The following is a 24,280-nucleotide window of genomic DNA, read 5'->3' on the forward strand; positions in this document are numbered from 1 at the left end:
CAACACGGTTAAGACGCGGGCAAGCCTCTGGCATCGTATCGGAGCGCGGTTCTAGGGTGTGGCTATGACGCCCGATGACAGTGCGCAGGCGCAACAGCCGGCCGCGCAGGCGAACCCGACGAGCAACATCTCGGTCCGCCGCGGTGATCCCCTCGTCCAGATCTCGAACGTTCAGAAGCACTACGGCGACTTCCAGGCGCTGAAAGACATCGACCTCACCGTCAACCGCGGTGAGGTCGTCGTCGTGATCGGTCCCTCCGGGTCGGGCAAGTCGACGCTGTGCCGCACGATCAACCGCCTCGAGACCATCACCAGCGGCACGATCACGATCGACGGCAAGGAGCTCCCGAAAGAGGGCAAGGCCCTCGCCGGGCTGCGCGCCGACGTCGGCATGGTGTTCCAGTCGTTCAACCTCTTCGCGCACCTCACGATCCTCGACAACGTCACGCTGGGGCCCATCAAGGTCAAGGGGATGAAGAAGGCCGAGGCCGAGGCGCTCGCGAAGCGTCTGCTGGACCGCGTCGGCGTCGGGCACCAAGCCGCGAAGCTGCCGGCGCAGCTCTCGGGCGGCCAGCAGCAGCGGGTCGCGATCGCGCGTGCGCTGGCGATGGAGCCCAAGGTGATGCTGTTCGACGAGCCGACGAGCGCGCTCGACCCCGAGATGATCAACGAGGTGCTCGACGTCATGGTCGGCCTCGCGCAGGACGGCATGACGATGATCGTCGTCACGCACGAGATGGGATTCGCCCGCAAGGCCGCCGACCGCGTCGTGTTCATGGCCGACGGGCAGATCGTCGAGGAGGCGACTCCGCAGGAGTTCTTCACCAACCCCCGCTCGGACCGCGCGAAGGACTTCCTCTCGAAGCTCCTCACCCACTGACCCTCGCCTCACACGCCGTCGGAAGGACGACACGAGCACGCACCTCAGACTTCGAACCGCACGAACCCGACGTCGGACATACGGAACCCGTGGAAATCACATGCAACAGGAGGAACCCATGCGCAAGACGAAGTTGATCGCGGGCGTCGGCCTGGCCGCCGCCGCCCTGCTCGCCCTCACCGCGTGCAACAGCGGCACGCCGGGGGCAGCCCCGTCGGACGAAGCGACCGGCGGCGGAGAAGAGACGTCGAGCACGCCCTGGGAGGTCGCCACCGACGTCACCATCGACGGCAGCCCGACATTCGATGCCATCACCGAGCGCGGGATGGTGAAGGTCGGCGTCAAGGAGGACCAGCCCGGCCTCGGCTACCTCGACCCGACCACGGGGGAGCGCACCGGCTTCGATGTCGACGTCGCCCGCTGGATCGCCGCGTCGCTCGGCTACGACGAGGACAAGATCGAATTCCAGGCGATCCCGTCGGCGAACCGCGAGCAGGCGATCGTGAACGGCGACATCGACTACTACGTCGGCACGTACTCGATCACCGACAAGCGCAAGGAGCAGATCTCCTTCGCCGGCCCGTACTTCATCACCGGTCAGGGTCTGCTCGTCGCGGCGGACAACGACGACATCAAGGGACCCGACGACCTCGCCGGCAAGAACGTCTGCTCGGCGACGGGTTCGACCTCGATCCAGCGGATCAAAGACGAGTACCCCGATGCCACCACGACCGAGTTCGACACCTACTCGCAGTGCGTCGAGCAGCTCAAGAGCGGCCAGGTCGACGCGGTCACCACCGACGAGGCGATCCTCATCGGCTACGCCGCACAGGACCCCGACAACCTCAAGGTCGTCGGCGACGTGTTCAGCGAGGAGCGGTACGGCGTCGGCATCCAGAAGGGCGACACGGCGTTCGTCGAGTTCGTGAACACGATGTTCACCGACGGCGGTGACGTCTGGCAGCAGATCTTCGACAACAACCTCGGCGCCGCAGGCGTGGAGGGCACCCAGCCCGAAGTCGACCCGGCCGACTGAGAACTGACGGCGGCGGCATCCGGCCGGTCCGGGTGCCGCCGCCACCCCGAGGAGGAGGGACGCGCGGGTGAACATCATCACCGACTACCCCGACCTGTGGCGCGACGCGCTCGTGGGAACGCTCGTGCTGTTCTTCGGCGGCGGCGTGATCGCGATCGTGCTGGGTGTCATCGTCGGCGCGATGCGCGTCTCGCCGATCCCGGTGGCCCGGGCCATCGGCGCGGTCTACGTGAACTGGATCCGCAACACGCCGTTGACGCTGGTGATGTTCTTCTTCGCGTTCTGCGTGCCGCTGCTCGTTCCGGGCCGCGCGAACTTCCTGGTGCTCGCGGTCTTCGCGCTCGGGATCTACACGGCGACGTACGTCGCCGAGACCATACGGTCCGGCATCAACACGGTGCCGGTCGGCCAGGCCGAAGCGGCGCGCGCCCTCGGCCTCACCTTCGGGCAGGTGATGTCGCTCGTCGTGCTTCCGCAGGCGGCACGCTCGGTGATCCCGCCCATGATGAGCGTCTTCATCGCGCTGCTGAAGAACACCACCGTGGCTGCCGGCTTCTCGGTCGTGAACCTGGGGAACATCCGCGCCGAGATGAGTGAGAACGGCGAGAACCAGCTCCTCACGATCGTGTGGGTCATGGTCTTCTTCGTCGTCATGGTGCTGCTGCTGGCGTGGCTGCAGCGAGTGCTCGAGAACCGATGGAGGGTCGCGCGATGAGTTCCGTCCTGTACGACGTCCCCGGCCCCCGGGCGGTCGTCCGCAACCGCATCCTCGGCGTGATCACGATCCTCGTGGTGCTGGGCGTCCTCGGATGGGTGCTGTGGCGCTTCTGGGTGACCGGCCAGTTCACCCCTGAGAAGTGGTACGCGTTCACGTTCACGCGTGTCTGGGAGCAGTTCGGCCTCGCGACGCTCCGCACACTCGCCGCGTTCGCCGTGGCGTCCGTCGGCGCGCTGATCCTGGGCTTCGTCCTCGCGATCGGCCGGCTGTCGGACCATGCGTGGGTGCGGATGCCGATCGCCGGCATCACCGAGGTGTTCCGCGCGATCCCCGTCCTGATCTTCATGATCCTGCTGTACTACGGCCTGCCCGTGATCGGGATCAAGATGAGCTCGTACTGGGCGGTCGTCATCGCGCTGATCGTGTACAACGGGTCGGTGCTCGCCGAGGTCGTCCGTGCGGGCGTGGAGTCCCTGCCGCGAGGCCAGCGGGAGGCGGGCTACGCCATCGGCCTGCGCAAGGCCGGGGTCATGCGCCTCGTGCTGCTCCCGCAGGCGATCCGCGCCATGATGCCCGTGATCATCGCCCAGCTCGTCGTCACGCTGAAGGACACCGCGCTCGGCTTCATCATCACGTACCCCGAGCTGCTGTACTTCGCTCGTCTGCTCGGGTCGAACGCGGTGCTCGGGTCGCCGCTGATCCCCGCCGCACTCGTCGCGGGCGCGATCTACGTGATCCTCTGTCTCGCGCTGTCCTACCTCGCATACACGGCCGAGAAGCGACTGCGCCGCTCGCCGAAGACCAGCGGCGTCGCGGGCGCGGGCGGCGGCCCCGGCGCCGGCAACGCGCCGACGACCGACACCGAGCTCATCGCGGCCCAGAAGGGGATCGGCAAGTTCGACGCCGGCAGCACCGCCTAGCGCGAAGCCGGGCGGGGCGAGGTTTCGCCCGCCGGTAGACTCGGTCTTCGTGTCCGACGCTCCCGAAACCACCGAGATCACGCCCGAGGCGGTGAACGCCGCCGTCGACGCCGCCCTCGAGGCCATCGCGGCCGCGGGCGACACCGCAGCGCTGAAGGCCGCACGCTCCGCGCACTCCGCCGAGGGCTCGCCGCTGGCGAAGCTCAACGCCCGGCTGCGCGACGTCCCCAACGACAAGAAGGCCGAGTTCGGCAAGCTCGTCGGCCAGGCCCGCGGCCGCGTGAACCAGGCGTTCGCCGCCCGCGAGGGCGAGCTCGCCGAGGCGGAGACCGCCGCCAAGCTCGAGGCCGAGCGCCTGGACATCACGGCGCTGGCGGCTCGCGCGCGCGTGGGGGCGCGGCATCCGATCTCCCTCCTCCAGGAGCAGATCGCCGACATCTTCGTCGGCATGGGATGGGAGATCGCGGAGGGCCCAGAGCTCGAGCACGAGTGGTTCAACTTCGACGCGCTGAACTTCGACGTCGACCACCCGGCGCGTCAGATGCAGGACACGTTCTTCGTCGACCCCGTGGAGCGCCACCTCGTGATGCGCACGCACACGAGCCCCGTCCAGGTGCGCTCGATGCTCGAGCGCGACCTGCCGCTCTACGTCCTGTGCCCGGGGCGCGTGTACCGCACCGACGAGTTCGACGCGACGCACCTGCCGGTCTTCACCCAGTTCGAGGGCATCGTCGTCGACAAGGGCATCACGATGGCCCACCTCAAGGGCACGCTCGACCATGCAGCGAAGGTGCTGTTCGGCGCCGAGGCGAAGACGCGCTTCCGCGCGAACTTCTTCCCCTTCACCGAGCCGTCGGCCGAGCTCGACCTGTGGCACCCGACCTTCAAGGGCGGTGCGCGCTGGATCGAGTGGGGCGGCTGCGGCATGATCAACCCGAACGTGCTGCGCGCGGCGGGGATCGACCCTGAGGAGTACTCGGGCTTCGCGTTCGGCATGGGCATCGAGCGGACCCTCATGTTCCGCAGCGACGTCCAGGACATGCGCGACATGGCCGAGGGCGATGTCCGCTTCAGCGAGCAGTTCGGAATGGTGGTCTGATGCGCGTCCCGCTCTCATGGCTTCGTGAGTACGTCGACGTCCCCGCGGACGCCGCGCCCGAGGACGTCCTCGCGGCGCTCGTGCGCGTCGGGTTCGAAGAGGAGGACGTCCACCGCTTCGACCTGCAGGGTCCGATCGTCGTGGGCGAGGTTCTCGAGTTCGTCGAGGAGCCGCAGTCCAACGGCAAGACGATCCGCTGGTGCCAGGTGCGCGTCGCGCCCGACGGCGAGACCGCGGCCGACGGCGGCGACGCCGTCCACGGCGTCGTGTGCGGCGCCCGCAACTTCTTCGTCGGCGACAAGGTCGTGGTGACGCTTCCGGGCGCGGTGCTGCCCGGCCCGTTCCCGATCGCGGCGCGCAAGACCTACGGCCACGTGTCGGACGGCATGATCGCCTCCGCTCGCGAGCTGGGGCTCGGCGACGAGCACAGCGGCATCCTCCGGCTCGTCGAGCTCGGCATCGACGCGCCCGTGGGCACCGACGCGATCGAGCTCCTCGGCCTCGACGACGTCGCGGTCGAGATCAACGTCACGCCCGACCGCGGGTACGCGCTGTCGATCCGCGGCGTCGCGCGCGAGTACTCCCACTCGACCGGCGCGGCGTTCCGCGACCCGGCCGATCGCGCCTGGGAAGAGGTCGCTCCGGGCACCGGCTTCTCGGTGAGCGCCGACGATCTCGCCCCGATCCGCGGCCGCGCCGGCGTGACGGAGTTCGTGGCCCGCGTCGTGCGCGACGTCGACCCCACCAAGCCGACCCCCGCGTGGATGATCGCGCGTCTGTCCCTCGCGGGCATCCGCTCGCTCGGCATCCTGATCGACATCACCAACTACGTGATGCTCGAGCTCGGCCAGCCGATCCACGGCTACGACCTCGACAAGCTCCAGGGCGGCATCACCGTGCGTCGCGCGACCCCGGGCGAGAAGCTCGAGACGCTCGACGGCAAGGTCCGCACGCTCGACGCCGAAGACCTCCTCATCACCGACGAGTCCGGGCCGATCGGCCTGGCCGGAGTCATGGGCGGCGGCACCACCGAGATGAGCGACACGACGCGCAACGTGCTCATCGAGGCGGCGACCTTCGACACCGTGTCGATCGCGCGCACGGCCCGCCGGCACAAGCTCCCGAGCGAGGCATCCCGTCGCTTCGAGCGTGGCGTCGACCCGCTCGTGCCCTTCGTCGCCGCACGCCGCGTGGCCGATCTCATGGTCGAGTACGCCGGCGGAACGAGCGACGACGAGTACGGCGCCGCGCTGTTCGCCGAGGTGTTCATCCCGGGCATCGAGCTGCCGCCGACGTTCGTGCAGCGCCTCATCGGCGTCGACTACACGCCGGGCCAGATCGAGGCCGCGCTCCGGCTCATCGGCTGCGAGGTCGTCGGTGCCGAGGGCGGCGAAGGGTGGCAGGTCATCCCGCCGTCGTGGCGCCCCGACCTCACCGACAAGTGGACGCTCGCCGAAGAGGTGGCGCGCATCGAGGGCTACGACCGCATCCCGTCGGTGCTGCCCACGCCGCCCTCGGGCCGCGGCCTCACCGCCGCGCAGCAGGGCCGCCGTCGTGTCGCGAACGCGCTCGCCGCGGCCGGATTCGTCGAGACGCCCTCGTTCGGATTCACCACCGAGGAGCAGAACGACCTCCACGGCTCGCCGTCGGGCGAGCACCTGCCGAGCATCAAGCTCGCGAACCCCCTCGACGGGCAGGCACCGTTCCTGCGCCGCTCGCTCGTGCCCGGCCTGTTGCAGGTCGCGCACCGCAACGTGTCGCGCGGCTTCACCGACCTCTCGCTCTTCGAGACGGGCGTCGTCTTCCTGCCGAAGCAGGGCGTGCCGTACGGCACGCCGCATGTGCCGCCGCTGGCGGTGCGACCGGATGCTGCAACCCTGGCCGAGCTCGACGCCTCGATCCCGCCCCAGCACCGGCACGTCGCCGTGCTCCTCACCGGCAGCCTCGTCGCGAAGCAGCCGGGGGTCGCGCCGGTGACGGCGGAGCTCGCCGATGCGCTGGACGCGGTCCGCACGGTCGCCGCCGCCGCGGGCGTCACGATCGACGTGGCACAGGGCCGGCGCGCCGCGCTGCACCCGGGCCGCGCCGGGGTGCTCTCGGTCGAGGGCACCGAGGTCGGCTACGTCGGCGAACTGCTGCCCGCGGTGGCCGAGGCATCCGATCTTCCGGGTCGCGTCATCGTTGCCGAACTCGATCTCGACCTCGTCCTCTCGCTCGCGGGGGAGAAGGTCGTGGCGGCGTCGCTCTCGGGCTTCCCCGCGGCCACACAGGACGTGTCGCTCGTGCTCGGCGGAGATGTGCCCGCGGCCGAGGTGCGCGCCGCGCTCGTCGAGGGCGCCGGCGACCTCCTCGAGTCGGTGCGCCTGGTCGACGACTATCGCGGACAGGGCGTGCCCGAGGGGGAGAAGAGCCTCACGTTCGCGCTGCGCTTCCGCGCCCCCGACCGCACGCTCACGGCCGCCCAGGCGACCGAGGCGAAGCTCGCGGGGGTGGCTGTCGCGACCGAGCGCTTCGGGGCGACGCTGCGCGAGTAGCATCCATCCCGTAAGGAGCCCCATGTCCGAGATGATCACGGTTCCGCTCGCCGACGGCGAGTCGCTCGACGTGTACGTCGCCCGTCCCGCGGGCGACCCGATCGGCGGGCTCGTGCTCATCCACGAGATCTGGGGCCTGGTCGGCCACATCACTGACGTGGCCGACCGCTTCGCCGCCGAGGGGTGGCTCGTCGCCGCCCCGGACATCCTGAGCCACGGCGGCGTCGCACCTGCGCTCGGCGCCGAGCTCTTCGCCCTCACGAACAGCGACGACGAAGAGGCGCGCACCGCGGCGCAGCCGCGCATGCGCGAGGCGATGTCGGGCATGCGGGCGCCGGAGTACGCCGCCTGGGCGGTCGCCGCGCTGCGCGCGACGGTCGACTGGCTCGCCGAGCAGTCGGGCGTCGACGACCGGGTCGCCGCGACCGGCTTCTGCTTCGGCGGCACCTATGCGTTCCTGCTCGCCGCGCACGATGACCGCGTGCGGGCGGTGGCGCCGTTCTACGGCACGGCGCCGTCGGCCGATCGCATCGCCGACATCTCGGCGCCGGTGCTGGCCATCTACGGGCAGCACGATCCTGCGCTGATCGACGCGCTCCCGGCGGTGACCGAGGCCATGGCGGAAGCGGGCGTGGACTTCGAGGCCGTCGTGTACCCCGACTCGGCGCACGCGTTCTTCAACGACACCGGCCGCCGGTACAACCCGGCCGACGCGGCCGACGCGTGGCAGCGCGTGACCGGCTTCCTCCGCCACCGCGTCTGACTCACACTTCTCACGCTCTGCCGTCGGCGGAGAAGGGATGCCTCGACCCGGCCCGTCTGGTTGGGTGGAGCCATGACCGACGTACTGGTGCTGGGCGGGACGGGCTGGCTGAGCGGGCGCATCGCCGAGCGATGGGCGGATGCCGGAGCCGCCGTCACGTGCCTGGCCCGAGGCGGACGCGATGCGCCCTACGGCACCACGCTCGTGGCCGCCGACCGCAGCAGCACGGACGCGTACGACGAGGTCGCCCGCCGGGAGTGGGACGAGATCGTCGACGTGTCGTCGAACACCGACCACGTCGCCGCGGCGGTCGCGGCACTGGGGGAGCGCACGCGGCACTGGACCTACATCTCGACCGTCTCGGTGTACGCCGCCGACGACGTGCCGGGCGCCGACGAGACCGCCGAGCTGCTGACGCCTGCCGGCCCCGATGAGGATGAGGATTACGGCCGCGCGAAGGTGCGGGCCGAGGCATCCGTCCGCTCCGTTCTCGGGTTCCGCGCGGCGATCGTGCGTCCCGGACTCATCGTCGGGCCCGGTGACGCCACCGACCGGTTCGGGTACTGGGTGGGGCGGTTCGCGCTCGCGGGCGCCGACGACGTCCTCACTCCCGACACAGTCGACCGCGGAGCGCAGGTCATCGATGTCGACGACCTCGCCGACTTCGTTCAGGCGGTGGGCCGGGAGCGTTGGACCGGCGTCGTGAACGCTGTCGGTGATCCGGTGAGCCTCGATCACCTCTTCGCCGAAGCCCGGGAGGCCGCCGGGCACTCCGGCGCCCTCGTCACGGCCGCAGACGACTGGCTCGAGCAGCACGACGTCGCGTACTGGATGGGCCCGCGGTCGCTCCCGCTGTGGCTGCCGGCCGACATGCCGGGGTTCTGGACCCGCTCCAACGCCGCCTACCGTCTGCTGGGCGGGCGCCTGCGCCCGCTGCGTGACACGCTCGAGCGCACCCTCGCCGACGAGCGTGCCCGAGGCCTCGAACGCGAACGCCGGGCCGGGGTGACCCGGCCCGACGAACTCGCGCTGCTCGGCGAGCTTCAGCGGTAGCGGCGGCCTTCGTCGCGGCGGTAGAGCCAGATCGCGAGGGCGCCGAGCACCAGCGTCCACCCGATGACCCCGAGCACGGCCCACAGCGGCGCGCCCGTGCCCAGTGCCGTGCCGACGACGATCTCGCGTGCCTGGCGCACCGGCAGTGTCATCGAGACGACGTTCAACCACTCGGGGAACATCACCGGCGGCAGGAACAGGCCGCCGCCGAACGCGAGCACGAACATCGCGACCTGGGTGACGGCGATCGCCGCCTTCGGTCCGCACGTGGTGCCGATGACGACGCCGATGAGCGCCGACGGCACGGCGGTGACGATGACGAGGCCGATCGCCGCGAGCAGGTCGAGCGGTGCCGGGTCGGCGGCGGTGAAGAGCGCGCCGATCACCAGCAGCGGGATCATCGCGACCGCTGCGATGACGAGCGTCGCGGTCATGAGCCCGATGATGCGGGCCGCGGGCGCACCCGGGAGCGTCCGCAGATACGGCGCCCACGGCTTGGCGCGCTGTTCGGCCAGGTCGATCCCGATCGAGAACAGGCCCGCCGACATGAACGCGAACACGATCATCGATGCGACGGCCGCGGTCGCGAACTCGGGGTCGTCGGTGACGACGCGCTGCGGCAGCACGAAGAGGCAGAACGCGAGCGTCGGGAACGCGAGCGACCCGATCACCGCGATGGGGATGCGGACCGTCTCGATCAGATTGAACTTGGTGTGGACGGCGGCGAGGCTCAGCGTGGACATCACGCGGCTCCCTTCGTGATCGAGAGGAAGGCTTCTTCGAGGGTCGCTCCGCGCACGGTGAGTCTCGAGAAGGGGAGATCGGATGCCGCGAGCCGGCGTACGAACGCATCGGAATCGGCGAGCACGGCGGTCACGGTGGCGGCATCGACGTCGTGCGTCACGACAGCCTCGGGAGCCAGCGCCTGCACCTGGGCGACGTCCAGTCCCGCGAGGGTGACGCGCTGACGCGCCACGCCCGACACGATGGCGGCGAGCGAGTCGTCGGCGCGGACGACGCCGTCGTCGATCACGACCACGCGCTGGGCGAGCTGCTCGATCTCCTCGAGGTGGTGGCTGGTGACGACGACGGCGCACCCGGCGGCGTGGCGCGAGCGCACCGCGTTCCAGAGACTCCGGCGCGCGTCGACGTCGAGGCCCGTGGTCGGCTCGTCGAGGAGCACGAGGTCGGGTTCGCCGACGAAGGCGAGCGCGACGGCCACGCGCCGCTGCTGGCCGCCCGAGAGCGCGCCGCACTGCTTGTGCAGCAGGTCGCCGAGCCCGAACTCCTCGACGATGCCCGCCCGGGCGGCCGGCGACGGGTAGTGCGCGGCGACGAACTCGAGCACCTCGCGAACCTTGAGCGCCTCAGGCAGGGCCGTCGCCTGCGGCGTCGTGCCGAGCCGCACGCGGGACGCCGCGGCGCGCGGGTCGCCGCCGAACAGCGTGACGGAGCCCGACGTCGGCACGCGCAGCCCTTCGATGAGGGTGAGCAGCGTGGTCTTGCCGGCGCCGTTCGGGCCGAGCAGGCCCACGCACTCGCCGGCGCGGATGTCGAGCGAGACCCCGTCGAGCGCCGTGACGTCGCCGAAGCGCTTGACGACGGCGTCGGTGCGGACGAGGGCGTCACCGAGGCCGGCGCTGCGCCCGCGGGTGCGGGCCGGGGTGGTGAGGGTGGTGTTCATCGTGATCCTCCGAGGAGTTCGAGAAGCTGGGTGCGGTACGCGCGAAAGGCGGCACGCCCTTGAGGGGTGATGGCGACGAGCGTCACCGGCTTCCTGCCGGCGAAGGTCTTCGTGCTCTCGACGTAGCCCGCGGTCTCGAGCTTCGCGAGGTGCGTGGTGAGGTTGCCGGGCGTCATGTCGAGGAGCTTCTGCAGCAGCGGGAAGGTGATCTCATCGCCCTCCTCGAGCGCTTCGGCGAGCGTCGTCATGATCCGCAGCCGCGCGGGGGCGTGGATCACCGGGTCGAGCTCAGTCATGGGCCGGCTCCCGCCTCGGCTCGAGCGGGAGGATCCCGCGCCCCATCAGCACCGCGACGACGATCATCGCGAGCGGACCGGCGGTGGCGTAGACGAGGTAGTGGTACGGGTCGCCGACGAACGTCGCGATCACGACGACGGCGATCATCACGATGCCGAGCGCGTACTGCACGGGGGAGCGCCACAGCGCGCCGCCCGCGAGGTACAGCACGCCCACCATCAGCACGAACGCACCGGGGTAGAGCAGTGCAGCCGCCTCGGGCGACAGCCCCGCCCGCTGCACGCCCATGAGCAGCAGCCACGTGCCGATCATCGAGATCGTCCACGACCAGCCGTACAGCATCCCCTGCAGCCGCGATCTGCCGCGGATGCCCGAGGCGCCGCTGCGGATGCCCGTCACGATCGACCAGACGATCGCGCCGAGGATGCAGACGCCGAACACCGTCCACGAGATGGGGGCGGGGATCACGTCGACCCCGCCGACGCCGTCGCCGAACCACAGTGCCCCGAAGCCGATCGCCCACGCGGCCGCCCACACGATCAGCAGCACGGTGTAACCGCGCACCAGCCTGCTCTGCGTGCTGCGGCGCTGGGACTGCATGAGTTCGAACATGCGCTCCGCGTCGGCCCGGGCATCCGTGTCATCGCTGCTCATGCAAAGTACTTTGCAGCACAAAGTACTTTGCGTCAAGAGGTCGTCAGATTTGCGGATGCTGCGACCCGGCGGCTATCGTCGGCGCATGCCTTCGGCGACCCAGGGACTCTCGACGCTCGTTCCGAGCGCCGCTCCCGCGCGCCGACGCCGTCTGGGCGAGCGCCGACTCTAGGCGACCCCGCACGCCGTCCGTCATGGACCGTCGCGAGTGGGCGTCGCCGTCATCTGGCTCCCTGTCGAGCTTCGTCGAAGCGCCCAGACTCTAAGGTGGAATCCATGACATATTCGGTCGCCGTATCCGGCGCATCCGGCTATGCGGGCGGCGAGATCCTGCGGATCCTCGCCGCGCATCCCGACGTCGAGATCCGCACCGTGACCGCGCATTCCAACGCGGGACAGCCGCTCATCCAGCATCAGCCGCACCTGCGCTCCCTCGCGCACCTGACCCTCGCCGAGACGACTCCCGAGATCCTCGCCGGTCACGACATCGTCTTCCTGGCGTTGCCCCACGGCCAGTCCGGGCAGTACACCGACGCCCTCGGCGACACGCCCCTCGTGATCGACGCGGGCGCCGATCACCGGCTCGAATCGGTCGCCGACTGGGATCGCTTCTACGGCGGCGACTTCCATGAGCCCTGGGTCTACGGCGTTCCCGAGCTGCCGGTGGCCGGCGCGAAGCAGCGCGCGCGTCTGGCCGGCGCATCGCGCATCGCCGCCCCCGGCTGCAACGCCTCCACGGTGAGCCTGAGCCTCGCGCCGGGCGTCGCGACGGGCGTCATCGATCCGTCCGACATCGTGACGGTGCTCGCCGTCGGGCCCTCCGGCGCGGGCAAGAGCCTCAAGACGAACCTGCTGGCCGCCGAGATCCTCGGCACCGCCAACCCGTACGCGGTGGGCGGGTCGCACCGGCACATCCCCGAGATCCGCCAGGCGCTCGCCGCAGCACGGGCGTCGGGTGCCGAACGGCGCACCACGGCGGATGAAGGCATCCGCATCTCGTTCACGCCGGTGCTGGTGCCGATGTCACGCGGCATCCTCGCGACGTCCACCGCGCCCATCACCCCGGGCGCGACCGACGACGAGATCCGCGCCGCGTGGGAGTCCGCGTACGCCGGCGAGACGTTCGTGCAGCTGCTGCCGGCGGGTGAGTTCCCGCGCACGGCCGACGTCGTCGGCGCGAACACCGCGCTGATGGGCCTCGCGATCGACCGCGCCGCGAACCGCGTGACCGTCGTCACCGCGGTCGACAACCTCGTCAAGGGCACGGCCGGAGCCGCCGTGCAGTCCATGAACATCGCGCTGGGGCTCGCCGAGGGCACCGCGCTGAGCGTGAACGGAGTCGCGCCGTGAGCGTCACCGCCCCCCAGGGATTCGAGGCGGCGGGCGTCGCCGTGGGCCTGAAGTCCACCGGCAAGCCCGATGTGGCGGTCGTCGTCAACCGCGGGCCGCTCAAGGTCGGGGCCGCCGTGTTCACGAGCAACCGCGCGAAGGCGAACCCCATCATGTGGTCGCAGGAGGTCATCCGCGACGGGGTGGTCGAGGCCATCGTCCTGAACTCGGGCGGTGCGAACTGCTTCACGGGCTCGTTCGGGTTCCAGACCACGCACCAGACCGCAGAGAGGGCCGCCGAGCTGCTCGACGTCAGCGCCGGCGACATCCTCGTCTGCTCGACCGGACTCATCGGCACCGGTGACGAGGTCTTCCGTGCGAAGGTGCTCGCCGGCACCGAGCAGGGCATCGCCGAGCTCTCCGCCGACGGCGGGGACGCAGCATCCCTCGCCATCATGACCACCGATTCGCGTCCGAAGCGGGCCGTCGCGCAGGGTGACGGCTGGTCGATCGGCGGCATGGCGAAGGGCGCCGGGATGCTGGCACCCGGCCTCGCGACGATGCTCGTGGTGATCACGACGGACGCCGTGCTGGATTCGGCGCAGGCCGACGCCGCGCTGCGACACGCCACCGGCCGCACGTTCGACCGGCTCGACTCGGACGGCTGCATGTCGACGAACGACCAGGTCACGCTCATGGTCAGCGGGGCCTCGGGCGTCACCCCCGACCCCGATGCGTTCGCCGCGGCGCTCGCCGCGGTCTCCCAGGACCTCGCCCAGCAGCTCCAGGGCGACGCCGAGGGAGCGAGCCACGACATCACGATCGAGGTGGTCAACGCCGCGTCGGAGAACGACGCCGTCGAGGTCGGCCGGTCCGTAGCCCGCAACAACCTCTTCAAGGCCGCCATCTTCGGCAACGACCCGAACTGGGGCCGGGTGCTCGCCGCGATCGGCACGACCCAGGCCGCGTTCGACCCGTACGACGTCGACGTGTGGATGAACGGCGTGCGTGTGTGCAGCGCGGGCGGCCCCGACGCCCCGCGCGAGGCGGTCGACCTCACGCCGCGCGCGACGCACCTCGTGATCGACCTCAAGGTCGGCGCCGCGACCGCCACGATCCTCACCAACGACCTGACCCACGACTACGTCCACGAGAACAGCGCCTACTCCTCATGACCGACCTGCAAGAGACCGACCCCGGTGAAGCCAGCGCGCGGGCGGTGACCCTCATCGAGTCGCTGCCGTGGCTCAAGCGCTTCCGCGACCAGATCGTGGTGGTGAAGTACGGCGGCAACGCGATGGTGTCGGAGGAGCTGCAGGACGCCTTCGCCGCCGACATCGCCTACCTCCGCTACGTCGGGGTGAAGCCCGTCGTCGTGCACGGCGGGGGCCCGCAGATCTCGTCGATGCTCGACCGGCTCGCGATCCCGAGCGAGTTCAAGGGCGGCTACCGCGTCACCTCCACCGAGGCGATCTCGGTGGTGCGCATGGTGCTCACCGGCCAGATCAACCCGCAGCTCGTGTCGAAGATCAACGCGCACGGCCCGGTCGCGACCGGGCTCAGCGGCGAGGACGCCGGGCTCTTCGGCGGCCGCCGTCGCGGCGTGGTCATCGAGGGTGTCGAGCACGACCTCGGCCGCGTCGGCGATGTCGTCCAGGTCGACCCGCAGCCCGTGCTCGACCAGATCGAGGCGGGCCGCATCCCCGTGGTCTCGAGTATCGCCCCCGACCTCGACCACCCGGGACACTCGCTGAACGTCAACGCGGATGCCGCGGCATCCGCCCTCGCCGTCGCCCTGGGCGCTGCGAAGCTCGTCGTGCTGACCGACGTGGCGGGACTCTACGCCGACTGGCCCAACCGCGACTCTCTCGTGTCGCACCTGACCTCGACGGAGCTGAAGGCGATGCTGCCGACGCTCGAGTCGGGCATGATCCCGAAGATGGCGGCGTGCCTGGAGGCCGTCGAAGGCGGCGTCGAGACCGCCGCCATCATCGACGGGCGGGTGCCGCACTCGGTGCTCGTGGAGATCTTCACCAGTAAGGGAATCGGAACAGAGGTGGTGCTCGGATGACGTGGCAGGACGATGCGGGGCGCGACCTCGTCAAGAGCTTCGGTGCTCGCATGCAGATGTTCGTGCGCGGCGAGGGCTCGTACCTCTGGGACGCCGACGGCAAGCGCTACCTCGACTTCCTCGCGGGGATCGCGGTCGACTCGCTCGGCCACGCCCACCCGGTGTTCGTCGACGCGATCGCGACGCAGGCAGCGACCCTCGCGCACGTGTCGAACTACTTCGCCACGCCGCCGCAGCTCGCGCTCGCCGCTACCCTGAAGCGGATCGCCGGCACCGGCGACGAGGGCCGCGTGTACTTCGGCAACTCGGGCGCCGAGGCCAACGAGGCGGCGTTCAAGCTCGCCCGCCTCCACGGCGGCACCGAGCGCCCGCGCATCCTCGCGCTCACGGACGCGTTCCACGGCCGCACGATGGGCACGCTCGCCCTCACCGGCAAGCCGTATATGCAGGAGCCGTTCCTCCCGATGACGCCCGGCGTCGAGTTCATCGACTCGACGGTCGAGGCGCTCGAGGCCGCGATCGACGACCGTGTCGCCGCGCTGTTCGTCGAGCCCGTCAAGGGCGAGGCCGGCGTGCTGCCGCTGCCCGAGGGCTACCTCGCCGCCGCGCGCGAGATCACCGAGCGCCACGGGGCGCTCCTCATCATCGACGAGATCCAGACCGGCGCCGGGCGCACGGGGGAGTGGTTCGCCTTCCAGCACGAGGGCATCACCCCCGACGCCATCACGGTCGCCAAGGGCATCGGCGGCGGCTTCCCGATCGGCGCGCTCATCACGTTCGGCGCCGCGAGCGAGCTGTTCTACCCGGGCACGCACGGCTCGACCTTCGGCGGCAACGCGCTCGGGACCGCGGTCGCCGGAGCGGTCCTCGGCGAGATCGAGCGGGCGGATCTCGTCCGCAACGCCGCCGAGCGGGGCGCGCAGCTGCGCGCCGCGATCGAGGGGATCGATTCGGATCTGATCGATGGATGCCGCGGCTCGGGCCTTCTGATCGGCATCGGGTTGAAGCATCCTGTCTCGAAAGCACTCGTGGCGGCCGCGCAGGAGCACGGCCTCGTCATCAACGCGCCGAACGACGAGACGATCCGCCTGGTCCCCGCCCTCACGATCGGGGACGTCGAGATCGACGAGTTCATCGAACTGTTCACCGCGTCGCTGCGCACCGTGGCCGACGCCCTCGTGCTCGACGCTTCGACGGAGGTTTCCGCATGACCCGCCACCTGCTGCGCGACGACGACCTGACGCAGGCCGAGCAGGACGAGATCCTCGACCTCGCGGTCTCGCTCAAGAAGGACCGCTGGAAGCTCAAGCCCCTCGAGGGCCCGCAGACCGTCGCGGTCATCTTCGACAAGTCGTCGACCCGCACGCGCGTGTCGTTCGCGGTCGGCATCGCCGACCTGGGCGGCTCGCCGCTCATCATCTCGACGGCGAACAGCCAGCTCGGCGGCAAGGAGACCCCGGCCGACACGGCCCGTGTGCTCGAGCGCCAGGTCGCGGCGATCGTGTGGCGCACGTACGCGCAGGCGGGGCTCGAGCAGATGGCGGAGGGCACGCGCGTGCCCGTCGTCAACGCGCTGAGCGACGACTTCCACCCGTGCCAGCTGCTCGCCGACCTCCTCACGATCAAGGAGCACAAGGGCGAACTCGCCGGGCTCACCCTCTCGTTCTTCGGCGACGGCAAGTCGAACATGGCGCACTCCTACGTGCTCGCGGGCGTCACCGCGGGCATGCACGTGCGCGTCGCGTCGCCCGAGACGTATGCGCCGCGCGACGACGTGATCGCCGACGCCGACCGCCGCGCCGCCGAGACCGGCGGCTCGGTCACCCTCTACACCGACCCCAACGAGGCGGCGGCCGGTGCCGACGTCATCGTCACCGACACCTGGGTGTCGATGGGCAAGGAGGAGGAGAAGCTCGAGCGCCTGCGCGACCTCGGCGCGTACAAGGTCACGCAGGAGCTGATGGGGCTCGCGAAGGACGACGCGATCTTCATCCACTGCCTCCCGGCCGACCGCGGCTACGAGGTCGACGCCGAGGTGATCGACGGGCCGCAGAGCGTCGTGTGGGACGAGGCCGAGAACCGCCTCCACGCCCAGAAGGCCCTGCTCGTCTGGCTCCTCCGCCAGGACTGAGAGCGCCCGGCCGTTGAGCGCGCAGGGCGCGAGCGAGGCGCAGTACTCCCGCCCGCGCGCCGACGGTTGGCTCGCGACGCGCTGGGAGCGACTGAACGGCCCCGCCCGCATCGGCGGGGTCGACCTCGCGCGCGGTCTGGCGGTGCTCGGCATGTTCGCCGCGCACCTGCTCTGGATCACCGAGCCGTTCGACGTGCTCGACCCCGGCACCTGGATCGCGGTCGTGTCGGGGCGTTCCTCGATCCTGTTCGCGACGCTCGCGGGTGTCTCTATCGGGCTGGTCACGGGAGGGGCGTCGCCGCTCACCGGCGCGGCGATGACGACCGCGCGCGGGCGGTTGGCCGTGCGCGCGGGTCTGCTCTGGGTGCTCGGCATCCTTCTCATCGCCACCGGCGTGCCCGTGTTCGTGATCCTGCCGGCGTACGCGCTGATGTTCCTGCTGGCGCTGCCGCTGACCGCGCTGCCTGCGCGCGCGCTGCTCGTGCTCGCCGCGGTGCTGGCTGTGATCCTCCCGTTCGTGCAGGTCGTCCTCGACGCGCTCCCGTTCTGGAGCTCCCCGGTCGGCGATGCGGTGTCGCTCGGACTCGGCTGGCACTACCCGTTCACGACGTGGATCGTGTTCGTCGTCGCCGGGCTCGGCGTCGCCCGCGCCGGCGTGACCCGCCTGCGCGTGCAGGTGCGGCTCGTGATCGCCGGCACCGCGCTGGCCGCGCTCGGCTACGGGCTCGGCGCGACGGGGTCCGGCCCTGAGGCCGAGGCGTCGTCGTTCTTCGGGGCGCTCTGGACGGCTCGCCCGCACTCGACGGGCCTGCTCGAGGTGATCGGCTCCGGCGGCTTCGCGCTCGCCGTGCTCGGGCTGTGCCTGCTCGTCTGCCGCACGTTCGTCGTGTGGGTGGTGCTGCCGCTGCGCGCCGTGGGCGCGATGCCGCTGACCGCGTACACGCTGCAGCTCCTGGTGTGGGCCGCCGTCGCGGCCGCCGTGCTCGACCGCGTCGGCGACCTCGCCGGCTTCCGCGCCCTGCTGCCGTTCTGGCCCCTCACCCTCGGCACCGTCGTGCTGTGCACCGCGTGGGCGCTCCTGGTGGGCCGCGGCCCCCTCGAGACGCTGCTCGATTCGGCCTCGCGTTTCGCCGTCCCCACCACCCCCCGCCGCTCCCGCTGACCATCCCGGCACGCCGGGCCGAGGCATCCATCCCCCCAAGTCCTTCTTGCCGAAACACGGGTCGATCGGGTCGACACGCCGATGATGGATGCTGCGCCCCGGCGTGTTGCGTGACCGACCCGTGTTTCGGGCACGGGCACGGTGGCTGTCACGGCGGCGGTGGGGCCGGCGGGGCGTCGGTAGGCTGGGTGGGTGAGTGAATCGAAGGGCGACGGCACCAACGAAGGCGCACTGTGGGGAGCCCGTTTCGCGACGGGACCGTCCCCGGAGCTGGCGGAGCTCAGCCGATCGACCCATTTCGACTGGGATCTCGCGCTCTACGACATCGCCGGCTCACACGCCCACGCCAAGGCGCTCGCCGCGGCGGGGTATCTCTCCGCCGACGAAGAGCAGGCCATGCATGACGGCCTCGACGTGCTCGCCCAAGGCGTGACCGACGGGACGCTGCGGCCCGCGGCATCCGATGAGGACGTCCACGGCGCACTCGAGCAGGCGCTGATCGGCGTCGTCGGCGCCGAGCTCGGCGGCAAGCTGCGCGCAGGTCGCAGCCGCAACGACCAGATCGCGACGCTCGTGCGCATGTACCTGCTCGACCACTCGCGCACCATCGCGCGCGAGATCCTCCGTCTCGTCGACGCACTCGTGGCGCAGGCCGACGCGCACCCCGAGGCGATCATGCCGGGGCGCACCCACCTGCAGCACGCTCAGCCCGTGCTGCTCGCGCACCACCTCCAGGCCCACGCCTGGCCGCTCGTGCGCGACCTGGAACGTCTTCGGGACTGGTCGGCGCGCGCGGCGGTGTCGCCGTACGGCGGCGGCGCTCTCGCCGGCTCGACGCTCGGGCTCGACCCGCAGCTCGTCGCGCGCGAGCTCGGACTCGACCGTCCGGCCGAGAACTCGCTCGACGGCACCTCCTCCCGTGATGTGGTCGCCGAGTTCGCGTTCATCACGGCCATGATCGGCATCGACGTCTCGCGGTTCGCGGAGGAGATCATCCTCTGGAACACGCGCGAGTTCGGCTTCGTGACCCTCGATGACGGCTACTCGACGGGCTCGAGCATCATGCCGCAGAAGAAGAACCCCGACATCGCCGAGCTCGCGCGCGGCAAGGCCGGGCGTCTCATCGGCAACCTCAGCGGCCTGCTCGCCACGCTCAAGGCGCTGCCGCTCGCGTACAACCGCGACCTGCAGGAGGACAAGGAGCCGGTGTTCGACTCGGTGCGCACGCTCGAGACGGTGCTGCCCGCGTTCGCCGGCATGGTCGCGACCATGCGATTCCACACCGACCGCATGGCGGCGCTCGCACCGCAGGGGTTCTCGCTCGCGACCGATGTCGCCGAGTGGCTCGTGAAGCGGGGCGTTCCGTTCCGCGACGCGCACGAGATCTCGGGCCACCTCGTCCGGGTGTGCGAGGAGAACGGCCTCGAGCTGCACGAGGTCTCCGACGCGCAGCTCACCACCGTCTCGGAGCACCTCACGCCCGAGGTCCGCGAGGTGCTGAGCGTCGAGGGCTCGGTCGCGAGCCGCACCGGCGTCGGCGGGACCGCCCCCGTGCGGGTCGCGGAGCAGCGGGCCGAGCTCGTCCAGCGCGTGCAGGACGCGGCGCACGCCCTCGGGCTCTAGGGACTCGGGGAGGAAGGCCCCTCGCGGTCACCAGATCGCGAGACGCACCAGAGCCGCGACGACGCACGCCCACACCAGGCTCGCGAGCGTGCCGATGATGAAGCGCTCGCGCGTCTCGGCGGTCGCGAGCTCCGAGAACCGGCCGATGCCCTTGAGCGCCACGACCACCGCGATCGCCTCGGGGAACCCCGCGATGATGCCCAGGACCACCGCCACACGCTCGAGGTAGCCGATCGTGGTGCCGCCGCGCATGACCTCGCGCACGGCGCCTTCGCCGGCGACGGCGCCCGGCAGGGAGGGAGCGCGCAGGAGGATGCCGCCGTTGTCGCCTTCCTCGACGCGCCCGTGGCTCGCGATCTCGAGGATGCGGCGGGTGATCGGGTTGCCGCCCAGCACCGCGAGGGCGGTTCCGAGCAGCGCGATTCCGAGGCCGAGCAGGAGCGGCACGTTCACCGGCGACACCGTCACGGCGAGCAGGCATAGGACCACGAGCACGGCCGCGACGGCGAGCGGGATGGTCGTGGGCTTGCGGAGGCTGATCACGACCAGCACGAGCGCACCGCAGAGCGCGAGGAACAGGAAGATCGTGAGCGCGGCGACGAGGATCACGTCCGGGGAGACCATGGCGTCAGTCTGGCACGGGCCCCGGACTCAGCCGGGCGAGCACGCGGGCCAGCGCCGGGACGGCCGCCTCCTCGGTGCGCAGGCCCGCCGACTTGACGCGCAGGCTCACCGCGCCCTCCGAGATGCCGAGGCGTGCGGCGGCTTCGCGCTGGGTGATGCCCTCCGCGAGCAGGTCGTAGATCTCCCATCCCTCGGCGGTGCGCCGGTCGCGCAGTTCGACCAGCAGGCGCACGAGCGCCTCGGCGTCGCCGCCGTCCGCGGCGGTGATCGCGACGCGGGTGGTGGCCTTCTTCGCACGGTCGACCGCGTCGCGCGCGTTCACGAACGCCTCGCCGCGCGCTGCCCGCACGCTGTCGGGCAGAGGCGTCTCGACCTCTCCGACGCCGACTCCGACGCTCCACTGACCCGAGCGGGTGAGGTCGAGCACGATCGCGAGCAGCGCCTCGGCGTCGGCGACGGCGACCTGCACCTCGTCGCCCGCGGTGCGCTCGGGGGCGAGCGCGACCCCGTGACGTCCCTGCGTGCGGACGGAGGTGAGGGCGGTCGGGACGAGGTCGGCGCTGCTGCGGCTGTCGCGCTGGTCGCTCGTGATCACGAACATCGAGACTCCTTATGCGTGAGAGCTTAAGTGAGCGCAAGTTTAGCCTCAGAGCTTCAGTAAAACAAGCCTTCAGGCTAAAGTGCTACCCGCTTCAACCCACAGGCTCAACCTCGGGCGCACCCGCGGGACGAGGCATCCGTCGCTGATAACCTGGCGGGCGTGTCAGAAACCATCGTGAGCGCGACTGCGCCCGCGATCGACCCGGCGTTCGAGAACGTCTGGGATGAGATCGTGTGGCGTGGGCTCGTGCATGTGTCCACCGATCAGGAGGCGCTGCGCGCCCTTCTCGCCGGGGACCCGATCACGTATTACTGCGGTTTCGACCCGACCGCTCCGAGCCTGCACCTCGGCAACCTCGTGCAGCTGCTCCTGATGCGCCGCCTGCAGCTCGCAGGCCACAAGCCGCTCGGCCTCGTCGGCGGCTCGACCGGACTCGTCGGCGACCCCCGTCCCTCCGCCGAGCGCACGCTCAACACGCGCGAAACGGTGGCCGAATGGGTCGGCTACCTGCGCTCGCAGGTCGAGCGCTTCCTCAGCTTCGAGGGCGACAACGCGGCGCGCATCGTCAACAACCTCGACTGGACCGCGCCGATGAGCGCGATCGACTTCCTGCGTGAGATCGGCAAGCACTACCGCGTGGGCACCATGCTCAAGAAGGACGCGGTCGCGGCGCGCCTGAACTCCGAGGCCGGCATCAGCTACACCGAGTTCAGCTACCAGATCCTGCAGGGCATGGACTTCCTCGAGCTGTACCGCCAGTACGGCTGCGTGCTGCAGACCGGCGGCAGCGATCAGTGGGGCAACCTCACCAGCGGCACGGATCTCATCCACCGCGTCGAGGGCGTCTCGGTGCACGCGATCGGCACGCCGCTGATCACCAACAGCGACGGCACCAAGTTCGGCAAGAGCGAGGGCAACGCGATCTGGCTCGACGCCGCGATGTGCAGCCCGTACCGCATGTACCAGTTCTGGCTGAACACCGACGACGCCGATGTGATCCAGCGGCTCAAGATCTTCACGTTCCTGACGCGCGCCGAGATCGAGGACTACGAGCGCCTCGTCGCCGACGAGCCGTTCCGCCGTGCCGCGCAGAAGCGCCTGGCTCTCGAAGTGACAGCTTTCGTGCACGGGACGGATGCTGCGGCCGCCGTGATCGCCGCCTCCGAGGCGCTGTTCGGCCAGGGCGACCTCGCCGAGCTCGACGCGACCACGCTGCGTCATGCCCTCGAGGAGCTCCCGAACGCCACCGTCGCCGCGGGCACGAACATCGTGCAGGCGCTCGTCGACACCGGCCTCGTCTCGAGTCTGTCCGAGGGGCGCCGCGCGATCGCCCAGGGCGGCGTCTCGCTCGACGGCGCGAAGATCGACGACGAGTCCGCGACCGTGTCGGGCGCACTGCCCGGCGGGGTCTCGGTGCTGCGTCGCGGCAAGAAGACGCTCGCGGGCGTGTTCGTCGGCTGACGCCGCGTGACGAACGGCGTGGCTCTGCGGGTGGACGGCTGACCGATGCCGTTCACCCCGAGCCACGCCGTCGTCGCGCTGCCGTTCGTGCGCACGCCGCTGGTGCCCGCGGCGATCGCGATCGGGGCGATGACGCCGGATCTGCCGCTCTTCGTCCGCGGTCTTCCGCTGCACTACGGCTTCACCCACGCGTTCGCGTGGCTGCCGGCGACGATCGTGCTCGCGTTCGTGCTGCTCCTGGTCTGGCGTCTGATGCTGCGACCGGCGGTCCGTGAACTCTCGCCGCGCGAGCTCGCGGCGAGGCTGCCGCGGGAGTGGGACGCCGGCGCCGGCCCGGCCCTGCGCGAGACGCTCGCGATCTCGGGGACGCCCGCGCGGGTGTCATGGGGACGGATGCTGCTCCTCGTCGTCTCGCTCGCGTTCGGGGTGGTGAGCCACATCGTGTGGGACCTGTTCACCCACGAGGGGCGATGGGGGAGCGCCCTGATCCCGGCGCTCGACTCGGACTGGGGACCGCTCCCCGGCTACAAGTGGCTGCAGCACGGTTCGAGCGCGCTCGGGCTGGCGATCATCGGGATCTGGATGCTGGTGTGGCTGGTACGTCGTGAGCCCGAGGCATCCGTGTCCAGCGTCCTCCCGTCATGGGTGCGCTGGGCGTGGTGGGTGTCGCTGCCCGTGATGCTGGCGGCGACGTGGCTGTGGGGACTCGCGGCGTTCGGCCCGCTCGACACGGAGTTCACGGTCGCCCACCTGGCGTACCGGGTGCTTCCGCCGGCGTGTGCGCTGTGGGGCGCGGTGACCGTCGCGCTGTGCGTCGTGGTGCAGGTGCTGCGCCACCGCGTCGCTCGGAAGACCGCGCCCGCGTGATTCCGCGGTTCGACGCCGACGACACGCCCGGGGTGCGAGCTCGATTCGACGGCGGGGTCGGATCCACGTAATGTTCTTGTTGTTCGCCCCAAAGGGTAGAGCGGAAGGCCTCAGGGTCTGGCTCCCCTCAAGTTGCGAACCACACCCATCACCTCACGATCCACACCGTGGATCATCCGCTTGCGGGAGAGATGGGGTCTCGCTCGAAGAGCTCCGGTCGATTTGACGGGATCGCTTCTGCGAGATAAGATAGTGAAGTTGCCCAGCCGGGGCGGGGATCGTGAGATTCCTTGCTGGCTGGTGCGTCCGATCTTTGAGAACTCAACAGCGTGCACTTGTCAAATGCCAATTTTTTTCTCTGTCGACCATTTTTTGGTTGGTGGGGGTCTTTTTTGGATCAATTCATGGATGTCAGTTTGATATTCGTTTTTGGTCATGATTGAACTCGTCTGCCTGGTTTACCGTTTTCCCGGTTTCGGGTGGGCATCATTTTTTTATGGAGAGTTTGATCCTGGCTCAGGATGAACGCTGGCGGCGTGCTTAACACATGCAAGTCGAACGGTGAAGCCAAGCTTGCTTGGTGGATCAGTGGCGAACGGGTGAGTAACACGTGAGCAACCTGCCCTGGACTCTGGGATAAGCGCTGGAAACGGCGTCTAATACTGGATATGAGCTCTCATCGCATGGTGGGGGTTGGAAAGATTTTTTGGTCTGGGATGGGCTCGCGGCCTATCAGCTTGTTGGTGAGGTAATGGCTCACCAAGGCGTCGACG

The 24,280-nt window shown here is 70.3% G+C and carries 23 protein-coding genes and 1 rRNA gene; 18 read left to right on the forward strand and 6 right to left on the reverse strand.

What is annotated here, in order from left to right; genetic code table 11:
- Window positions 1–64: 64 nt before the first annotated feature.
- The 8 genes from ACFC1I_RS14800 to ACFC1I_RS14835 all read left to right on the forward strand — a co-directional run bounded on the left by ACFC1I_RS14800 (window position 65) and on the right by ACFC1I_RS14835 (window position 9,003).
- Entirely contained in the window at window positions 65–880 is an 816-nt protein-coding gene (locus tag ACFC1I_RS14800; protein ID WP_376010787.1) for an amino acid ABC transporter ATP-binding protein, read from the forward strand.
- A 118-nt stretch (window positions 881–998) separates the two neighbouring features.
- Complete coding sequence (locus ACFC1I_RS14805) at window positions 999–1,916, forward strand: glutamate ABC transporter substrate-binding protein (RefSeq protein WP_376010789.1); 918 nt, start codon at window positions 999–1,001, stop codon at window positions 1,914–1,916.
- Between the two features lie 67 nt (window positions 1,917–1,983).
- On the forward strand, window positions 1,984–2,631 hold the full coding sequence (locus ACFC1I_RS14810) for an amino acid ABC transporter permease (RefSeq protein WP_376010792.1): 648 nt from the start codon (window positions 1,984–1,986) through the stop codon (window positions 2,629–2,631).
- The gene (locus tag ACFC1I_RS14815; RefSeq protein WP_376010795.1) at window positions 2,628–3,554 is read left to right on the forward strand and encodes an amino acid ABC transporter permease; all 927 of its coding nucleotides are present in this window, start codon (window positions 2,628–2,630) and stop codon (window positions 3,552–3,554) included. The genes ACFC1I_RS14810 and ACFC1I_RS14815 overlap by 4 nt, the downstream gene beginning before the upstream one ends.
- 49 nt (window positions 3,555–3,603) lie before the next feature.
- Entirely contained in the window at window positions 3,604–4,653 is a 1,050-nt protein-coding gene (gene pheS / locus ACFC1I_RS14820; RefSeq protein WP_376010798.1) for a phenylalanine--tRNA ligase subunit alpha, read from the forward strand.
- Complete coding sequence (pheT, locus tag ACFC1I_RS14825; protein WP_376010800.1) at window positions 4,653–7,187, forward strand: phenylalanine--tRNA ligase subunit beta; 2,535 nt, start codon at window positions 4,653–4,655, stop codon at window positions 7,185–7,187. Before pheS ends, pheT begins: the two co-directional genes overlap by 1 nt.
- Before the next feature lie 22 nt (window positions 7,188–7,209).
- Window positions 7,210–7,950 (forward strand): dienelactone hydrolase family protein, encoded by a 741-nt coding sequence (locus ACFC1I_RS14830; protein ID WP_376010803.1) that lies wholly within the window; start codon window positions 7,210–7,212, stop codon window positions 7,948–7,950.
- 72 nt (window positions 7,951–8,022) lie between these two features.
- Window positions 8,023–9,003, forward strand: coding sequence for an NAD-dependent epimerase/dehydratase family protein (locus tag ACFC1I_RS14835; RefSeq protein WP_376010806.1), 981 nt, complete (start codon window positions 8,023–8,025; stop codon window positions 9,001–9,003).
- Here ACFC1I_RS14835 and ACFC1I_RS14840 read toward each other — a convergent pair.
- From ACFC1I_RS14840 to ACFC1I_RS14855, 4 genes are read right to left on the reverse strand one after another with little or no spacing between them, the layout of a single operon-like run.
- Window positions 8,994–9,746 carry an ABC transporter permease gene (locus ACFC1I_RS14840; protein WP_376010809.1) on the reverse strand — a complete coding sequence of 251 codons (753 nt, stop codon included), beginning with the start codon at window positions 9,744–9,746 and terminating at the stop codon, window positions 8,994–8,996. The genes ACFC1I_RS14835 and ACFC1I_RS14840 overlap by 10 nt on opposite strands.
- Window positions 9,746–10,687, reverse strand: a complete 942-nt coding sequence (locus tag ACFC1I_RS14845) for an ABC transporter ATP-binding protein (RefSeq protein WP_376010811.1) — start codon at window positions 10,685–10,687, stop codon at window positions 9,746–9,748. Before ACFC1I_RS14845 ends, ACFC1I_RS14840 begins: the two co-directional genes overlap by 1 nt.
- Window positions 10,684–10,983: a transcriptional regulator gene (locus tag ACFC1I_RS14850; protein ID WP_376010813.1), complete on the reverse strand. Its 300-nt coding sequence runs from the start codon at window positions 10,981–10,983 to the stop codon at window positions 10,684–10,686. Before ACFC1I_RS14850 ends, ACFC1I_RS14845 begins: the two co-directional genes overlap by 4 nt.
- On the reverse strand, window positions 10,976–11,638 hold the full coding sequence (locus ACFC1I_RS14855; protein WP_376010816.1) for a hypothetical protein: 663 nt from the start codon (window positions 11,636–11,638) through the stop codon (window positions 10,976–10,978). Before ACFC1I_RS14855 ends, ACFC1I_RS14850 begins: the two co-directional genes overlap by 8 nt.
- Window positions 11,639–11,914: 276 nt before the next feature.
- Here ACFC1I_RS14855 and argC point away from each other — a divergent pair, with 276 nt between their 5' ends.
- The 7 genes from argC (at window position 11,915) to argH (ending at window position 19,954) form a co-directional block, all read left to right on the forward strand.
- On the forward strand, window positions 11,915–12,988 hold the full coding sequence (argC, locus tag ACFC1I_RS14860; protein ID WP_376010818.1) for an N-acetyl-gamma-glutamyl-phosphate reductase: 1,074 nt from the start codon (window positions 11,915–11,917) through the stop codon (window positions 12,986–12,988).
- On the forward strand, window positions 12,985–14,142 hold the full coding sequence (argJ, locus tag ACFC1I_RS14865) for a bifunctional glutamate N-acetyltransferase/amino-acid acetyltransferase ArgJ (RefSeq protein WP_376010821.1): 1,158 nt from the start codon (window positions 12,985–12,987) through the stop codon (window positions 14,140–14,142). The genes argC and argJ overlap by 4 nt, the downstream gene beginning before the upstream one ends.
- Window positions 14,139–15,038, forward strand: coding sequence for an acetylglutamate kinase (argB, locus tag ACFC1I_RS14870; protein WP_376010824.1), 900 nt, complete (start codon window positions 14,139–14,141; stop codon window positions 15,036–15,038). The genes argJ and argB overlap by 4 nt, the downstream gene beginning before the upstream one ends.
- Window positions 15,035–16,249 carry an acetylornithine transaminase gene (locus ACFC1I_RS14875; protein WP_376010827.1) on the forward strand — a complete coding sequence of 405 codons (1,215 nt, stop codon included), beginning with the start codon at window positions 15,035–15,037 and terminating at the stop codon, window positions 16,247–16,249. Before argB ends, ACFC1I_RS14875 begins: the two co-directional genes overlap by 4 nt.
- Entirely contained in the window at window positions 16,246–17,169 is a 924-nt protein-coding gene (argF, locus tag ACFC1I_RS14880; protein ID WP_376010830.1) for an ornithine carbamoyltransferase, read from the forward strand. Before ACFC1I_RS14875 ends, argF begins: the two co-directional genes overlap by 4 nt.
- Window positions 17,170–17,182: 13 nt before the next feature.
- The gene (locus ACFC1I_RS14885) at window positions 17,183–18,331 is read left to right on the forward strand and encodes a heparan-alpha-glucosaminide N-acetyltransferase domain-containing protein (protein ID WP_376010833.1); all 1,149 of its coding nucleotides are present in this window, start codon (window positions 17,183–17,185) and stop codon (window positions 18,329–18,331) included.
- Between the two features lie 192 nt (window positions 18,332–18,523).
- Window positions 18,524–19,954 (forward strand): argininosuccinate lyase, encoded by a 1,431-nt coding sequence (gene argH, locus ACFC1I_RS14890; RefSeq protein WP_376010835.1) that lies wholly within the window; start codon window positions 18,524–18,526, stop codon window positions 19,952–19,954.
- A 27-nt stretch (window positions 19,955–19,981) separates the two neighbouring features.
- Here argH and ACFC1I_RS14895 read toward each other — a convergent pair whose 3' ends face one another.
- Together ACFC1I_RS14895 and ACFC1I_RS14900 are read right to left on the reverse strand one after the other, a co-directional pair.
- Window positions 19,982–20,578, reverse strand: a complete 597-nt coding sequence (locus tag ACFC1I_RS14895) for a hypothetical protein (protein ID WP_376010838.1) — start codon at window positions 20,576–20,578, stop codon at window positions 19,982–19,984.
- A gap of 4 nt (window positions 20,579–20,582) precedes the next feature.
- Complete coding sequence (locus ACFC1I_RS14900; protein WP_376010841.1) at window positions 20,583–21,179, reverse strand: DNA-binding protein; 597 nt, start codon at window positions 21,177–21,179, stop codon at window positions 20,583–20,585.
- Between the two features lie 159 nt (window positions 21,180–21,338).
- Here ACFC1I_RS14900 and tyrS point away from each other — a divergent pair, with 159 nt between their 5' ends.
- The 3 genes from tyrS to ACFC1I_RS14915 all read left to right on the forward strand — a co-directional run.
- A complete protein-coding gene (gene tyrS / locus ACFC1I_RS14905) occupies window positions 21,339–22,640 on the forward strand; it encodes a tyrosine--tRNA ligase (protein WP_376010843.1) in 1,302 nt (433 codons plus the stop codon).
- A 45-nt stretch (window positions 22,641–22,685) separates the two neighbouring features.
- The gene (locus ACFC1I_RS14910; RefSeq protein WP_376010845.1) at window positions 22,686–23,507 is read left to right on the forward strand and encodes a DUF4184 family protein; all 822 of its coding nucleotides are present in this window, start codon (window positions 22,686–22,688) and stop codon (window positions 23,505–23,507) included.
- Between the two features lie 493 nt (window positions 23,508–24,000).
- Window positions 24,001–24,280, forward strand: a 16S ribosomal RNA gene (locus ACFC1I_RS14915); the annotation flags it as partial.

Origin of the sequence: Microbacterium sp. NPDC056044 (assembly GCF_042267145.1) — a bacterium.
GTDB lineage: Bacteria > Actinomycetota > Actinomycetes > Actinomycetales > Microbacteriaceae > Microbacterium.

Excerpts from the sequence above, each read along its gene's own strand:
- ACFC1I_RS14800 (WP_376010787.1), top strand. The coding sequence starts at position 65 with ATGACGCCCGATGACAGTGCGCAGGCGCAACAGCCGGCCGCGCAGGCG.
- ACFC1I_RS14805 (WP_376010789.1), top strand. The coding sequence starts at position 999 with ATGCGCAAGACGAAGTTGATCGCGGGCGTCGGCCTGGCCGCCGCCGCC.
- ACFC1I_RS14815 (WP_376010795.1), top strand. The coding sequence starts at position 2,628 with ATGAGTTCCGTCCTGTACGACGTCCCCGGCCCCCGGGCGGTCGTCCGC.
- pheT (WP_376010800.1), top strand. The coding sequence starts at position 4,653 with ATGCGCGTCCCGCTCTCATGGCTTCGTGAGTACGTCGACGTCCCCGCG.
- ACFC1I_RS14830 (WP_376010803.1), top strand. The coding sequence starts at position 7,210 with ATGTCCGAGATGATCACGGTTCCGCTCGCCGACGGCGAGTCGCTCGAC.
- ACFC1I_RS14835 (WP_376010806.1), top strand. The coding sequence starts at position 8,023 with ATGACCGACGTACTGGTGCTGGGCGGGACGGGCTGGCTGAGCGGGCGC.
- ACFC1I_RS14840 (WP_376010809.1), bottom strand. The coding sequence starts at position 9,746 with ATGTCCACGCTGAGCCTCGCCGCCGTCCACACCAAGTTCAATCTGATC.
- ACFC1I_RS14845 (WP_376010811.1), bottom strand. The coding sequence starts at position 10,687 with ATGAACACCACCCTCACCACCCCGGCCCGCACCCGCGGGCGCAGCGCC.
- ACFC1I_RS14850 (WP_376010813.1), bottom strand. The coding sequence starts at position 10,983 with ATGACTGAGCTCGACCCGGTGATCCACGCCCCCGCGCGGCTGCGGATC.
- ACFC1I_RS14855 (WP_376010816.1), bottom strand. The coding sequence starts at position 11,638 with ATGAGCAGCGATGACACGGATGCCCGGGCCGACGCGGAGCGCATGTTC.
- argC (WP_376010818.1), top strand. The coding sequence starts at position 11,915 with ATGACATATTCGGTCGCCGTATCCGGCGCATCCGGCTATGCGGGCGGC.
- argB (WP_376010824.1), top strand. The coding sequence starts at position 14,139 with ATGACCGACCTGCAAGAGACCGACCCCGGTGAAGCCAGCGCGCGGGCG.
- ACFC1I_RS14875 (WP_376010827.1), top strand. The coding sequence starts at position 15,035 with ATGACGTGGCAGGACGATGCGGGGCGCGACCTCGTCAAGAGCTTCGGT.
- argF (WP_376010830.1), top strand. The coding sequence starts at position 16,246 with ATGACCCGCCACCTGCTGCGCGACGACGACCTGACGCAGGCCGAGCAG.
- ACFC1I_RS14895 (WP_376010838.1), bottom strand. The coding sequence starts at position 20,578 with ATGGTCTCCCCGGACGTGATCCTCGTCGCCGCGCTCACGATCTTCCTG.
- ACFC1I_RS14900 (WP_376010841.1), bottom strand. The coding sequence starts at position 21,179 with ATGTTCGTGATCACGAGCGACCAGCGCGACAGCCGCAGCAGCGCCGAC.
- ACFC1I_RS14910 (WP_376010845.1), top strand. The coding sequence starts at position 22,686 with ATGCCGTTCACCCCGAGCCACGCCGTCGTCGCGCTGCCGTTCGTGCGC.